This window comes from Microbacterium sp. 10M-3C3 (genome assembly GCF_003931875.1).
Taxonomy (GTDB): Bacteria; Actinomycetota; Actinomycetes; order Actinomycetales; family Microbacteriaceae; genus Microbacterium.
In genome coordinates, this window is the sequence record NZ_CP034245.1 from 131,296 (window position 1) to 145,669 (window position 14,374).

10 protein-coding genes are annotated in these 14,374 nt (G+C 69.3%); 2 read left to right on the forward strand and 8 right to left on the reverse strand.

From position 1 onward, the window contains the following. Window positions 1-19: 19 nt before the first annotated feature. Window positions 20-2,347 carry a pyruvate dehydrogenase gene (locus tag EI169_RS00620; RefSeq protein WP_205783850.1) on the forward strand — a complete coding sequence of 776 codons (2,328 nt, stop codon included), beginning with the start codon at window positions 20-22 and terminating at the stop codon, window positions 2,345-2,347. Here EI169_RS00620 and EI169_RS00625 read toward each other — a convergent pair. Continuing rightward, on the reverse strand, window positions 2,337-2,519 hold the full coding sequence (locus tag EI169_RS00625; RefSeq protein WP_125130035.1) for a hypothetical protein: 183 nt from the start codon (window positions 2,517-2,519) through the stop codon (window positions 2,337-2,339). The genes EI169_RS00620 and EI169_RS00625 overlap by 11 nt on opposite strands. A gap of 136 nt (window positions 2,520-2,655) precedes the next feature. On the opposite strand from EI169_RS00625, the gene EI169_RS00630 reads away from it, so the two are divergent. Beyond that, the gene (locus EI169_RS00630) at window positions 2,656-5,034 is read left to right on the forward strand and encodes a penicillin acylase family protein (RefSeq protein WP_125130037.1); all 2,379 of its coding nucleotides are present in this window, start codon (window positions 2,656-2,658) and stop codon (window positions 5,032-5,034) included. Between the two features lie 72 nt (window positions 5,035-5,106). Here the strand turns inward: EI169_RS00630 and EI169_RS00635 are convergent, their stop codons facing one another. From EI169_RS00635 to EI169_RS00665, 7 genes are all read right to left on the reverse strand, one after another. After that, window positions 5,107-5,949 (reverse strand): polysaccharide deacetylase, encoded by an 843-nt coding sequence (locus EI169_RS00635; protein WP_125130039.1) that lies wholly within the window; start codon window positions 5,947-5,949, stop codon window positions 5,107-5,109. Between the two features lie 121 nt (window positions 5,950-6,070). Continuing rightward, window positions 6,071-7,816 carry an ABC transporter substrate-binding protein gene (locus EI169_RS00640; protein ID WP_125130041.1) on the reverse strand — a complete coding sequence of 582 codons (1,746 nt, stop codon included), beginning with the start codon at window positions 7,814-7,816 and terminating at the stop codon, window positions 6,071-6,073. An 18-nt stretch (window positions 7,817-7,834) separates the two neighbouring features. After that, window positions 7,835-8,029 (reverse strand): hypothetical protein, encoded by a 195-nt coding sequence (locus EI169_RS00645; protein WP_125130042.1) that lies wholly within the window; start codon window positions 8,027-8,029, stop codon window positions 7,835-7,837. A gap of 271 nt (window positions 8,030-8,300) precedes the next feature. Then, window positions 8,301-10,457, reverse strand: coding sequence for a zinc-ribbon domain-containing protein (locus EI169_RS00650; protein ID WP_125130044.1), 2,157 nt, complete (start codon window positions 10,455-10,457; stop codon window positions 8,301-8,303). Then, complete coding sequence (locus tag EI169_RS00655; protein ID WP_164515394.1) at window positions 10,454-11,503, reverse strand: TniB family NTP-binding protein; 1,050 nt, start codon at window positions 11,501-11,503, stop codon at window positions 10,454-10,456. Before EI169_RS00655 ends, EI169_RS00650 begins: the two co-directional genes overlap by 4 nt. Beyond that, window positions 11,500-13,542, reverse strand: coding sequence for a Mu transposase C-terminal domain-containing protein (locus tag EI169_RS00660; protein WP_125130048.1), 2,043 nt, complete (start codon window positions 13,540-13,542; stop codon window positions 11,500-11,502). The genes EI169_RS00655 and EI169_RS00660 overlap by 4 nt, the downstream gene beginning before the upstream one ends. After that, window positions 13,542-14,366, reverse strand: coding sequence for a TnsA-like heteromeric transposase endonuclease subunit (locus tag EI169_RS00665; protein ID WP_164515395.1), 825 nt, complete (start codon window positions 14,364-14,366; stop codon window positions 13,542-13,544). The genes EI169_RS00660 and EI169_RS00665 overlap by 1 nt, the downstream gene beginning before the upstream one ends. Window positions 14,367-14,374 lie beyond the last annotated feature (8 nt).

Genomic DNA, 14,374 nt, shown 5'->3' on the forward strand with positions numbered 1-14,374 from the left:
CAAGGAATGGGGCAGGCTCATGACCGACACGCTTGATGAAGCAATCATGATCGATCGATCTGCTTCCTCCGACCTCGTCACGATCGAGCGCCGAGTCCTGTGGCTGGCCACCTCGATCGTCCATCACGCCAACCACGTCCGCCCCAACCCGACGGGGCTCAAGGTCGGCGGCCACCAGGCATCCAGCGCGTCGATGGTCACGCTTATGACCGACCTGTGGTTTCGGCGCCTCCGCGCTGAGGACCGCGTCTCGGTGAAGCCGCATGCGTCGCCCGTCCTGCACGCACTGAACTACCTGCTGGGGATGCTCGATGAGCGCTATCTCACGACGTTGCGGGAGCTCGGCGGACTCCAGAGCTACCCCAGCCGTACGAAGGATCCGGACCCGGTGGACTATTCGACGGGCTCGGTCGGAATCGGGGCGACCGCCACCATCTGGGGTGCGCTCGCCCGCCGCTACGCCCGCGGCCTCACACCCGACGCGGGCGAGGGCCGCCAGTACTGTCTGCTCGGCGATGCCGAACTGGACGAAGGAGCGATCTGGGAGGCGCTCCTCGATCCCATGGTCCCGTCGCTCGGGGAGCTCGTGTGGATCGTGGACGTCAACCGGCAATCCCTTGACCGGGTCGTGCCCCACAACGACACGGAACGATTCGCGAGCATGTTCGCCGCGGCGGGATGGCAAGTGCTATCGGTCAAGTTCGGGCGGCACCTCGACACCCTCTTCTCGGAACCCGGTGGTGACGCGCTCCAGCGACGCATCGTGTCCATGCAGAACGCCGAGTATCAGCGGCTGCTCCGCTGCGACGTCGCAGAGCTGCGTGACAGACTGCCGGGTGATGGGCCGGAAGCGGGCGCGATCGCGCGTCTCATCGCCCGGCTCGGCGACGATGCACTGATTCGCGTGATCCGCGATCTGGGAGGTCATGACTTCGACGCGATCGCGGCAGCGTTCGAAGCCATCGATGACGATAGGCCGACGGTCATCCTCGCTTACACCATCAAGGGCCGCGGCCTACCGGTGGAGGGTCACCCGCAGAACCACTCCTCGATGCTGACGAGAACTCAGTATGCGCAATTCGCCGACGAGCTGGGCGAATCGACCGACGATCCTTGGCGACGATTTCCTGTCGGCTCCGCGGAGCGAGCCCTGTGCGACGCAGCGACGCAACGATTGCGCCGACCCCTCTCCGCCGCAGCGAAGACCCCGCAGGTGCCTACGGACTTCGGGCGCACCCCGTCGGGCATCGCGACGACCCAGGCTGCACTGGGCCGAACGCTGATGGATCTCTCACGCGGGGCGCCCGACGTCTCGCGACGCGTTGTCACCGTGAGTCCCGATGTGAGCTCGAGCACGAACCTCGCAGGCTGGGTCAACAAGGTCGGTGTGTGGTCTCCCCGTGCCCGCGCCGACTGGTTCGCTGACGACAGGGAGACGTTGCTCCACTGGCGCGAGCAACCGACCGGACAGCATCTCGAACTGGGCATCGCCGAGGTGAACCTTGTCGGTCTGCTCGGCGAGCTCGGAGCTACCTGGAGCAGATGGTCGACACCGCTGTTCCCCATCGGGGTGCTCTACGACCCCTTCATCGAGCGCGCACTCGAACCCTGGTCGTTCGGCATCTATGCCGGTGCGCGCTCCATCCTGGTCGGCACGCCGTCGGGTGTCACGCTCGCCCCGGAGGGGGGCGCGCACCAATCGATCAAGACCCCGTCCATCGGCATCGAGCAGCCCGGCTGCATCGCCTACGAGCCGGCCTTCGCCGTCGAGGCCGAATGGGCGCTGCTCGCATCCATGGCGCAGCTCGGACACGAGAGCGGAAGATCCGCCTACCTTCGGCTCTCGACCCGACCGGTCGACCAGTCGCTCGCCCAGGTGCCCGCAGATCCTGCCGGCCGTGAACGGCGACGGCGTCACGTCGTCGCGGGTGGCTACATCCTCAGACGAGCCGAGCACCCAGCGGCCACGATCGCCACCATGGGCGCAATGGTTCCGGAATCCCTCAACGCCGCCGCCGCTCTCGCAGAGCTCGGGATCGACGTCGACGTCGTGTGCCTCACCAGCCCCGGGCTCATCTTCGAGGCCATGCGAGCACGCGACGGCCTCGCCGACTCACCGGCCTGGATAATCGACCAGCTCTTCCCCGCCGACCGAGCCCGCCCACTCGTCACCGTTCTGGACGGTCACCCCCACACCCTCGCCTTCCTGTCCGGCATACGTGACGTGCGAACTCGCCACCTCGGCGTGACGGGATTCGGCCAATCCGCCGACCTCGACGACACCTACAGGCACCACGGCATCGACGCTGAAGCCCAAACCCGAGCGGTCCTGGATCTCATTCACTGACCAGTTCGGCGTCGATCTCGACAAGATTTAGCAGAATCGGTTGCGACCCTGGCCGAAGCGCGGGACCGCGCCCGAGCGTGTTGAGGTCGAGATACACGGAGGCCGTAGGCGCACGCTGCTGCAGCGCATCCAGCGTGACCGGACTGCCACCCGACGACGCGAGCGACTGCACGGGCCCCGCCCTGGCGGCCAGGGTGACTACCGAGCGCCTCGGCCGTTTGACCGATCCCGCGGCGAGCTCTCGCCCCTAGGCTCGGGCCCTCGGCAGCGTCGGCATCCGCCGGAGGAGCCCGCAGAAGGAGGAGCCCATGAACGCAGACGACGGATCCCCGACCACGACGGAGTACTCCGTGCCGGGCCTCGAGGCGGAGGTCGAGATCGTCGTCGACCGGTGGGGAGTGCCGCACCTCTACGCGCAGAGCACCGACGACGTGTACCTCGCGCAGGGTTTCAACGCCGCGCGCGACCGGCTGTTCCAGATCGACGTGTGGCTGCGGCGCGGCAATGGCCGCCTGGCCGAGGCGCTTGGCAGCGGCTACCTGCAGCAGGATGCCGCGAGTCGCCTGCTGCGCTACCGGGGCGGCCTGGAGTCCGAGTGGGCGGCCTACGGGGTCGACACGCGGCGCATCGTCACGAGCTTCGTGACCGGATACAACGCTTACGTCGACCACGTGCTCGCGCATCCGGAGCTGCTGCCGCCCGAGTTCGAGATCAACGGTTTCCTGCCCCGTATGTGGGAGGCCGAGGACATCGTGCGCTTCCGCACCCACGGCCTGCTGTACAACGCCGAGTACGAGCTCGCCCGCGCGATCACGCTCACCCGTTTCGGGGCGGAGGCCGAGCGCATCGCCCGGGTGCGCGAGCCCGACGACGCGCTCGTGTTCCCGCGGGAGCTCGACCTCGGGGTGCTGAGCGACGAAGTTCTCGCGGTGTACCGGCGCGCCTTCGCTCCCGTCGACTTCGCGGCGGCCAGGTTCGCTCGGCAGCCGGATACGGCGAGAGCTGCAGGCACGGACGCCGCCGACACCGTGGGCGGCAGTAACAGCTGGGTGGTAGGGCCGGAACGCACCGCGACCGGCCGCCCGCTCCTAGCCAACGACCCGCACCGCGGCATCTCGCTGCCCGCCCTGCGATACCTCGCGCACCTGACCGCGCCGGGCCTGGACGTGATCGGCGCGGGCGAGCCGGGCCTGCCCGGCATCTCGATCGGCCACAACGAGAACGTGGGCTTCGGCCTCACGATCTGGGCGGCGGATGTGGAAGACCTCTACATCTACGAGCTCGACCCCGCCGATCCCGAGCGCTACCGAGGCGCCGAGGGCTGGGAACAGTTCCGCACGGTGCAGGAGCGCATCCCGGTGCGCGACGCCGAGGCCGGGCTGGTGGAGCTGAGATACTCCGGGCACGGTCCGGTGCTCTTCCACGACGAGGAGGCCGGAATCGCCGTGGCCCTGCGGGCCGCCTGGCTCGAGCCGGGCATGACGCCCTACCTCGGCAGCCTGCGCTACCTGACCGCGCAGAACGCCGAGGAGTTCTCGCGGGCGTTGCAGCACTGGGGCACACCCGCCGTGAACCAGGTCTTCGCCGATGTGGCGGGCGACTGGGGTTGGCAGGCGAGCGGCCGCATCCCGCACCGCGACGGCTGGGACGGCAGCCTTCCCGTCGCGGGGCACAGCGGCCGCGAGTGGGCAGGCCTCGTGGGCTCGGAGGCCCTGCCGTCGAGCCGCAGGCCGGCCGAGGGCTGGATCGCCACGGCCAACGAGATGAACCTGCCGCACTCCTGGGACAACGGTGCGCTCACCGCCACCTACGACTGGTACCCTGACGGGCGCTACCGCCGGCTACGTGGCTGGCTGAGCGGCGAGGAGCAGGTGTCGGTGGCCGGCAGCTTTGCACGGCAGCTCGACTTCACCAACGGGGTGGCCCTGCGCGCGCTCGACTCGCTCCGGGTGCTCGACCCCGAGGAGCTCGAGCACGGTGCCGAGCTCGCGCGCCTGTTCGCCTGGGACGGTGTGGAGTCCACCGATTCGCGCGAAGCGCTGGTGTTCCAGATATGGTGGCGTCGGCACCTGCGCCCTCGCCTGCTTGAGCGGCACCTTCGCTCGCTCGGGGTGGGGGAGGGGATGCTCGCCGAGGGCGTGCGGCGGCTCAGCCACGACGAGAGCGCGGTGGGCGATCTGCGTGGCGAGCTGCGCATCCTAGAGGCCCTCGATCCTCGCGACACCGAAGCGGTGAGCGCTCTTCGCGCCGACGTCGACGCCGCACTGGGCACTGCACTCGCCGAGATCCGCGCGCTCGTGGGTGACGACGAGTCGGGCTGGCGCTGGGGCGCCGTGCACCACGGCGCCTTCCTCAACACCGCGCTGCTCGGCACGGATGCTCCTGCAGGCTGGCAGCGCCTCGGCCCCGTGGAGCGCGGCGGCGGCCCCGACACGGTGGGACTCACGAGTTACGAGCCGGGCTTCCGTCAGGTTATGGGCTCGAGCTTCAGGATGGTGCTCGACGTGGGCAACTGGGATGCGAGCCTCGTGCTCAACGGTCCCGGTCAGGCCGGCGACCCCCGCTCGCCGCACTACTCCGACCACCTCGACGCCTGGGCAAGCGGCGAGGGCTTTCCCCTGGCCTATTCACGGGGGGCGGTCGAGGCGGCGGCGGAGCAGCGCATCCTGCTCCGCCCGGCCGGCTGAGCGGCTGGCGCACGCGGATGCCCCGCTCACCTCGCGTCATCGGTACGGCGGGTGGGCGGGGCATCCTGCCGTTCAGGCCGCCTTCTGGGCCGCGTCCCAGCGGCGAGCAGCGGCCTCGACGGTCGAAAACTCGGCGCCGTGCTCCTTCGCGCGGTGGATGATGCGGCGCAGGATGCGGATGCGGCTGCCGCGGCCGATCGACTGCGGGTGGAAGGTCTGGGTGAAGATACCGCCCGGCACCTCCTCCACCATGAAGTCGAGGTCGGAGATCCAGCGGTCGGCCAGCCCCGCGACATCTGTGGATCCCGGCAGCGAAACACTGGGGCTGAGCGCGAACTCAATGAAGGGGAAGTCGTCGAGCGTCCAGGTTACCGGCACCTCGATGAGCGAGAGCGGCCGCCCCCACTCGATCGGCTTGTCGGGATGGAACACGTCGCCGGTGCGGCAGCGATAGGGCTCGAAGTCCTGCGCCATCATGCTGCTGTCGTACAGGAAGCCGTACTCCTCGAGCAACCGGGTGGAATTGGGCGACAGGTCAAAGGCGGGCGAACGGTAGCCGACCGGGCGCACCCCGAGCGTGGAGTCGAGGGCCTCGATGCCGCGCTCCAGGATGGCGCGCTCGGCGGGCTCCTCGAGGCTCGTGGGGCCTTCGTGGGCGTAGCCGTGGTGGCCGATCTCGTGCCCCGAGTCGCGGATGCGCTTGCAGACGTCGGGGTAGGTCTCGGCGTCGAGGCCGGGGATGTACCAGGTGCTCGTCACGCCCTCCTGGTCGAGCAGATCCAGAATACGGGGGGCCGCGACGTTCGCCACGAACTCGCCGCGTGAGAGGTACGTCGGCGTGGAGGTGCCGAGCAGTCCGTACCAGACCGAGATCGCGTCGAAGTCGAAGGTGAGGCAGACGGTGGGTGTAGGCATGGGATGTCCCTTCCTCAGGTGGGTGATGGTTCCCTGCACCGTACGATCCGCCATGACCATACGGATCGGTCGAATGACCGAGAGCGCGGGGGCACCACACCGTGCCGTGCCGCACCGCCGCTCAGCCCGCGGCCGCCACGACCCGGTGCCGCCTGCCCTGCACTTGAAACACCAGCTGCGCCTGCGAGGTGGTGGGGTCGGGGACGTCGTCGGGGTAGCAGCGGTTCGTCTGGCCGGCTTGGCCGAAGTAGTAGTTGCCGTTCACCCCGCGGTGCACCACGCTGCGCAGCACCGCCGACACCGTGCTGCGCTCCGCCGGCGAGCCCGTGAACGACCAGGCCTTCGCGAGGAGCCCGACCATGTCGTAGTGGATGCCGGCACTGGACAGCCCGGCATCCATGTGAAAGCGCCGCTCGAAGTCGCGGGCGAAGCGTGCACCCAGCGCATCCGGGTACCGTCCCGTGACGGTGGCCCAGTAGAGCCCCTCAGCATCCGCCCCCGCCACGCCGAGGAAGGAGGGGACCGAGGGCGCGTACACGGCGTACAGAACGGCACCCGTCGGATCGCGGCGGTAAGCCGACACGAACGCCGCGAGTTCCCGGGGCGAGTAACAGCCGAGCAGCACGGCGAAGGGATCGGCCGCACGCACGGTGGCCGCGGCATCCGCCCACGCCACCTCCCCCGCCGCCACCGTGACGGCCTGCACTTCCCAGCCTGCGCGCTGCAGCCGGTTGCGCAGCGCCGGCGAGCAGGTCACGAGGTCGGGATCTGCGCTGTCGAGAAGCAGGAGGCGGCCTGCCCGGCGGCCAGCCGCGACGGGGGTGCGCAGCGACTGGACGGTGCGCAGGAAGCCCTCGCCGTAGCGGTCGGCCGGAGAGCAGGCCTGGAACACACTGCCGAAGCGCTCGGGCTCCTCAGCCACCAGGCGGGAGGCCTGCGCCGAGGTGGAGTGGTGCAGCAAGGGCACGCCCTGCGCCGCCGCCTCGCCGAACTGGATCTCGAAGGCGCCACGGCTGCGGTCGAAGAGGGCGCCGAGGGTGATGGCGTCCACGTCCTGGGCGAGCAGCCTCGCCACAGCCTCGGCCACCATGCCGGCCGAGCTCACGTCGACGTGCTCGGCGCACAATTCGAGCGGCCGGCCGTCGATGCCGCCGCCGTCGTTCAGCTGTTGTACGGCCAGCTCGGCGCCCGCGCGCATGAGCTTGGCGTCGGCCACCCACTCCTCGTTGCGCGGGTAGACCGCGCCGATGCGGATGGGGCGCAGGCGCGGCCGGCGACGTCGAGCGCGCTCGGCGTCAGCGGGTCCAGGCGCGCCGCGCGCCACCGCGGCGCCGAGCGCGAGCACCTCCAGCTCGAGGCCGATCGGGCCGAGGTCTATCCCGGGCACGGGCAGCACGAGCAGGTCGCGGTCGAGCGCGAGCGAGGCCGCGGCCGCCCGTGTGGTGACGCCGAGCTTCGCGAACACCAGCTCCACGTGGGTGGCGACCGTGCGGCGGGCGATCGACAATCGGTGCGCGATGTCGACGTTGCTCAGCCCGCAGGCCAGCAGGGTGAGCACCTCGAGCTCGCGATCGGTGAGCAGGAGGGCGTCGGCCCGGTCGACCCGCTCGAGCTCGGCCCGCCATCCTTCCCGTCCTGCCGCGACGAGCACCACTCGGAGCACCTCCCGGCGCCCGCCCGCACCGCCCGCCACCATGTTCTCGGTGGGCCCCAGCCAGAGGAAGGCCGTGCCGGAGAGGGGCCGCACGCGCGGCACTGCGGCGAGCAGCCGGGCGAGTGCTCCCTCCGGCGCTCCCACGGCCGGTGTCAGCATGCCTGCGGCGTCGATGCGCACTGTGCGGTGCGGTGCCGCCGCCGGGGTGGTCATCCCGCGGCCTGCGGGCGGTCACGGCAGCGCATTGATCCCGCACCGTTCCGCGAGGATTGCCACCTGCGTCCGGTTGCCGAGGCCGATCGCCATCATGCCGGGCAACCGGCGCATGAGCTCCGGCAGGCTCCGTGCGCGCTCCGTGGCCCGTACCGAGGGCACCCGGGTGAGCACATCGGAGACCTGCCCCGTTAGGGCGTCGTTACCCGTCATGCGGTGATCATAGTCCGCCTGCGAACACTGGCGTGTTAAAGGGTCATTACGAAGGGCGCGGGTCGTCAAAGCTCCGTATCTCTGCCGACGCGACCGCCGTCCCATGCTCCTAGCATTCTGACAGCACCCATGAGACGGGTACCCCAAGATGGCGGAGGCTCTTATGTCGAACATCCGCACCATCGTCGGGCTGGGGCGCAGCCCCGTTAGGCGTGTCATCCATGAGGTCGCGGGCAGATGTGCCTCACAGAGACTTGTAGGAGCCCGACGGTCAGCCTCCGATCCGCCGCTGCTGGTCGCGTGCTTGCCGAGCGCAGTGCGGGCAACCGTGACCCTTCGACCGGTTCCCGATCGTCGCGTGCCAGATGTGCCCCATCGCGCATCGCCACGCTGCCTTGTGCTGGGAATGCGCCGTCACGTGAAACGGTGTGATGTCGTTGCTGGGGCTCCACTCGGCGGCAAGGTCGGGCCGGACTTTGGCGAGGTCGGTCTCGCCGGGGACGACGCGTTGGCCCGCACAGCAGGGGCAGCCGGTGCCTGCCGTGCGGTGGGCGACTGGTGCATTCCACGTGTGGCCTCGGCGACACTTCCAACCGGCGCGGTAACCGGATCTTCGCGTGACGTCGGAGGGTGTCCGGTCGTTCGCGCCAGGGGTGGTGTCCCATTCGGCGGCGAGTGCGGGGTCGACCGTGGCGAGGTCGTTGAACCCGGCCAGGACGGCCGAGTTAGTGCAGTACGGGCATCCCGCGTTCCTGCTGGCACGGGTGCCGACAACGGACTGCCAGACGTGACCAGCGCGGCACTCCCAGGTGGCCCGATACGCGGACCCGGCCGTCACGTCTTGGGGTGACTTGGTGTTGCTGTGATTCCATTCGGCGGCAAGCTCGGGGTGGGTCGTCGCCAGGTCGTTGAACCCGACGAGGACAGCCCTGTTCGCGCAGAAGGGGCAACCGCACCCGGCGTCGCTCGTGCGGGTGACGATCGTCGCCTGCCAGCTATGACCGCAGGTCCCTGTCCACCATGCCCGCTTTCCCGAGCCGGGCGACACGGTACTCGGGGTGAGCTTCTCGCCGTTGCGTTCGGCGTCCCACTCGACGGCGAGGTCGGGCCGCAGGGTGGCCAGATCCGTTTCACCGGGTATCGCGAGGCGACCTGAGCAGTAGGGGCAGCCGGAGCCGTGCCGTGATCGGCCCGCGATCGACGCCTCCCAACGGTGGCCCCTACCGCATTTCCAGGCGACCTGACGGTCGGAGCTGGCGCCGACATGGTTAGGGTCGCCGGGGTTGGCTCCGGGTGTGTCGTCCCATTCGGCGGCGAGGTCGGAGTGGGTGGTGCCGAGGTCTGTGTGTCCGGGCCACGCGGCTTGGTTGACGCAGTAGGGGCAACTCGATTCGGCGCGGCCCCGCACCGCGGGGCTCGTCTCCCAGGAGTGTCCGTGGTCGCACACCCACCAGGCCTTCTGCGAGGATCGGCGCGCGTCCCAGGGGTCGCGGGCAGGGTCGTTGCGGCTCCAGTCCCATTCGGCGACGGCTCGCGGATGGCGCTGTATCCACGCCGGGTACGGCGCGGCGGTGTCGATGATCGCGGTCGCATCGACGATGTCGAGCGGTACATTCAACGGGTCGATGCGGGTCGGCCGGATATCGCGGCGCCGAGGCCGCAGCCACAGCACGATTCGCTCCACGAGCACATCGACGGGGCCAGGCATTGGTGGCAGATCATTCGCGATGTCGTCACGGAGTTCGTCGGGATGCCGTGTCCGCCATCGCTCGATGCGGGTTGGGTTGGATAGCAGATGCAGGATGGCGACGGTCATCGGGTACAGCGCAGCACGGCCGAGGATTTCGCGGTCGTCAGGGTGCTGTGCCAGGGCGGGTGTCCAGCCGTCGGGGCGGGTGAGCCAGGCGTTGTCGCGCACCACCTCCCACACCCGGGCGTGCAGCCGAACATCGACGCGACCTCCGGCGACGAGGTGGCGGAACCGACGCTCCGCCTTCACGTGGTCGCGATCGAGCGGGACGACAAATTGCGACTCAGGGGTGGTGCCGGGACCGACCCACACCAGCTGACCGGAATGGCGCAGGCACCAGTTCTCGCGGTCGTGCGGGATCTGCTCCACACGCTCGCCGCCGGCGCAGAGCCGGCACAGGAACCGCTCCGGGTAGGTCAGCGCGGGATCGGGTTGCGCGAGTCGTCGGAGGCGCTCATAGTGGCCTGCGGGGCGTCCGGCAGCAGCTTCCACCACACTTGCAGCGGCCCCTTCGTCGACCCACACGCGGTTGATATACGGCTGAGCGCGCGACGTCAGTCCCCGCTCGGCGAGGTCGAAAGGGATACCGGCGGCTTCGCACTGGCGCACGGTGTATGACCGAGGCGACTCGAATCGGTGCCACTTCGGCCGCTTGGCCCAAGAGAGGTTGCCGGTCACGCTGCCTCGACCAAATCGTCCAGCCTGAGCCGGTGCCGGATCGGAATGGTGTGCCGGAGGCCGTCAAGCACCGCGAACAGCCGCTGCCGGGTGACGTGCTCATCACCGCGCGCGGGATCGTCGAGGATCGTGGCGACCAGGCGCTCGACGATCATGGCGAGGACGGCGAGTTGGCCGTCGGCGGCCCTGTGGAGCACTGCCGCGTTGCGGGTGAGAAAGCCAGGAGTGTGACCGCACAGCGGGAGGTTGCGGTCGAAGATGGCCACCCACCGACGCCACAGGGCGAGCCCGTCGTCGGTGCGGATGTCGACCTTGGGCAGCTCGACCATGTCGCAACGCATCGTGACCTGACGACCGTCACCCGATCCGAACGCCTTGCCGCTTGCCAAGTTGATGCCTACGAGCATCATGGTGGCCGAGGACTCGTTCTGCAGCGCCTTGATGATGCTGGACGGCTCGGCACCACCCAGCTGGTGTGCCTCGTCGATCACCAGCAGCTTCGTGCGATGAGTGTGCAGCAGATCGACGGCGAGTTTCCGCAGCCTGTCGGTCGTGATCTGTTTCGGCAGAGCGACGGTCGGGGCGAGGAACTCGACGATCTGGGCCAGCAGCGCCTTGCCGGTGGAGTGCTCGGTCATCTCGAGCCACACCACGGGTACGTCGCCGTCGTCGAGATACCCGGGGTAGCGGGCGGCGTGCTCATGCTCGACCGAGCGGGACAGCAGCAACGCCAACTCCGTCTTGCCGTAGAACATCGGCGCGGAGATCATCAGGCCGCGGCGGGAATTTTTGCGGCGCGGATTCGAGGCGATCAGCCTGGCGAGGATCCGGGCGCACAGGTCCTGTTCGGGGGTCGGCACCCGCAACGTCAAACGGAGGAAATCGTCACGGGCCTGGTCGTAGGCGGCGCGATCGTGAGCAGGCAGGGCGACGTACTCGGCGAACGACAGCGCGGGAGGCTTGGGCGGGAGTGCGCTGAACGCCTCACGCAGACCAGGCAGGGTGGTCTTTCGATCATGGTGGAGGACGAGCCGTTCGACGATCACGACCGGATCTCCTTCACGGTCACGATGTCGTACTCCGGCGAGTCCCAGTCGATCTCCTCCACGGCACCCGGGTCTGCCCAGCGCCGTAAGTCGATCGGGGCAGGTGGGGTGAGCGGCGCGCCGGGGTCCGGTTCGCCGCTTGAAGTGGTCTTCTGCTGGCGGAGCTGGCGGTTGCGGGCACGCTTGTCGCTGCGGGCGCGCCGTTCGATGTCGTCTAGGAACTCGGCCGTCCTCGCGGCCTCTCCGGGTTCTCCGGTGCCGAAGCGCTCTGCCAGTCTCACCGCGGTCTCTGCAGCCATCCACGCCGCCTTGTCATCCAGCGCCGTGTCCCAGCACTCGATCCACTCCCCGGTCTCGGGGTGCCGTACCCACACCGCGTTGAGGTTGTAGGGGTCGAAGCTGATGCCGAACTTGCGGGCCAGCGTCGAGCCGGCTGCGGCGCCGGTGAGGGAACGGTTGCGCAGATCGGCAAGCAGCGGCGAGTCGTACTTGCGGTTGCGGAACTCGATGCCTTCGCCGCTGATGACGCGCTGCTCGGTAGGCAGCAGCGCGAAGAAGTCCTCCGCGCGGAACGGCAGCTGCACGCCAGGGCCGACCTCGAACAGGGCCGCGTACATCTGGTTCGGCGTCCACTCCCGTCCCGGGAACAGCGGCGACTTCAGGCCGCCGTGCTGCTTGTTCAGGTAGACGGTCGTGATCCACGCGTCGAACGCGACGCGCAGCGAGTCGACGGTGAGGGTCGGAGTGTCTTTCGCGCCGCGGTTGGCGACGGAGTTGCCGGTCGCGCCGGCCAGCCAGGTCGCGAAGTCTGTGGAGGTCGTGCCGAAGTTGCGCTCGACGTGCGGCTTGACGGTCGGGGTTCGGGGCGGGGCCAGGACCAGGGTGATGCCGAACGCTCGGCACGCGGCCTCGAAGGTGGCCGAGCGGTAATCGGCGCCGCCGTCGATGGTGATCGCGTGCGGGAAGATCCACGGCACGGCCAGAGAGTCGTCGTCCAGGTACGGGTTGATCTGTTTCATCAGCGAGACCGGGAGGGTGACCGACCCCGACAGCACCGCCGCGGCGGACCCGGGAATGGCTTTGCGGCCGACGATCGCGCGGGCAAGCAGCAGCGCATGGTCGTAGCCGTTCGGAGCGTCGGCGTGGATCGCCCACGCCAGCGGCACCCGGCTGGCGACATCGAACAGCACGGTCAGGGTGGGTCGGAACACGGCGCCCTTGTCATCCCACACCTGCACGTCCAGCTTGGTCGAGTCGATCTCGCAGACCGCGCCGAGCCGGGGGGAGTTGCCCGAGTAGAACTGGCGGTCGGGGCTGTTCGCGGCGGTGCGGCGGGTCGTGGCCTTGGCGAAGCTGTACCTGCCCGCGTCGCGCTCGTTGATGTACCCCTGAAGAGTGTTGTCCTTGACGGCGCAGACCGCATCGCCGGGATACATGCCCTCCAGCATCCGCCGCACCAGCACGGCACAATGACGGCGGGTACTGGTCGGCATCGTGACCCGGTCATCGAGCACCCGATCGATGACCGCGATCAGACGCGGATCCGCCCTCGCGATCACCAGCCGCTTGCCGACCCTGCGGTGCATCCGTGCGTCCAGCCCCGCCTGCCCGTCAGTCTGGTAGACCTTCCAGAGGTTGAACAGCGCCTTCCGTGACCGGGCCAGCGATGTTCCCGCCATCTCCGCGATCTTCGACGCGATCCGCTGCTCCTGTGTCGTCGCGGCGGGATCGTACTGCGGGCGTGGGCCGGTCGCCGTCGGATCCATGGGGATGCCCCGGAACGCCTCCAGGAGGTGCTTCTCCATGTCCTGCACGTCGGCGGGCCAGTCGCCGCCGGCGGGCCGCAACGGGACATCGGTGCCACGTCGGGCGGTGCCCGCGTGGGCGAGCAGCTCGGGCATCGACACCACCATCCAGTCATCGGCGGACCCCTCATGGCGCAGCTTGGCCTCGGTGCCGCGACGCACCCCCTCCCACACCCAGCTCTCGCCGTCGATCTCGACGACGTCGCCGAGTCTCAGCTTGTGTTCGTCGGACATCAGGCGGCCTCTTCTTGTCCCAGGACGCGCTCCACGGTCGAGTACACGGTGTCGCTGTTGAACGTCGCACCGAGATCGACGTGGAGGAGTCGACGCCAGGCGAGGTTGTCGACCCACGCGCACGCCACGGGCGGACACGCAGGGGACGCGATGCGGCACAACTCGCCGCGCGTCCTGCCGCCGCGGGCTGCGTCCAGGATCACCCTCTCCACCGCCGGAGCCGGCCGGCAGCGGTCGTGGCGGGATGCGGACAGGCAGTCGAGATTCTGCGTCGCCAGCGGGTCGTGGCCGGTGAGCACCTGATAGTGCCAGCCCAGCGTGTTGCAGACCTCCGCGGTCTCGTCGAACTGGACTCGGGCTCGGGCGTCGACCCGCTCTGCCGGCCGGACATCGAACAGCCCGTAGCTGCCGTCAGTGAACTGCGCCAGAAAGTCGGGAACATGCCCGCGCCCTGCCAGCGGCGATCGATGCCCGAACACGATCGCCATCGGCTGCGCCCACAGCCGCTCCACCTGGCCGCCGTAATCAAGCCACAGCACCTCCCAGCGCTCGGCCTGAGACTCGCACCAGACATGGCTGCGGGTGCCCTGCCAGAAATACATGGCGCCCGTGAAGTAGTGCCGGACGCCCTTGGAAGTGCGCACCTGCATCGGATCGATCGCAGCCCAGTCCCACTCGCCCAGGATCCTCCCGGCGATCGCGTACTCCTGGCGCCCCGACCGCCCATCGGCAATGCGCCCGCGGGTGCGCGGAATCCAATGCACCTCCGTATGCGGCGAACGGCGGCGTGCGGCGATCTGCCTGACCACATCGACTGGCTGCACGATGCTTC

Excerpts from the sequence above, each read along its gene's own strand:
- EI169_RS00660 (WP_125130048.1), bottom strand. The coding sequence starts at position 13,542 with ATGTCCGACGAACACAAGCTGAGACTCGGCGACGTCGTCGAGATCGAC.
- EI169_RS00635 (WP_125130039.1), bottom strand. The coding sequence starts at position 5,949 with ATGCCTACACCCACCGTCTGCCTCACCTTCGACTTCGACGCGATCTCG.
- EI169_RS00640 (WP_125130041.1), bottom strand. The coding sequence starts at position 7,816 with ATGACCACCCCGGCGGCGGCACCGCACCGCACAGTGCGCATCGACGCC.
- EI169_RS00620 (WP_205783850.1), top strand. The coding sequence starts at position 20 with ATGACCGACACGCTTGATGAAGCAATCATGATCGATCGATCTGCTTCC.
- EI169_RS00645 (WP_125130042.1), bottom strand. The coding sequence starts at position 8,029 with ATGACGGGTAACGACGCCCTAACGGGGCAGGTCTCCGATGTGCTCACC.
- EI169_RS00630 (WP_125130037.1), top strand. The coding sequence starts at position 2,656 with ATGAACGCAGACGACGGATCCCCGACCACGACGGAGTACTCCGTGCCG.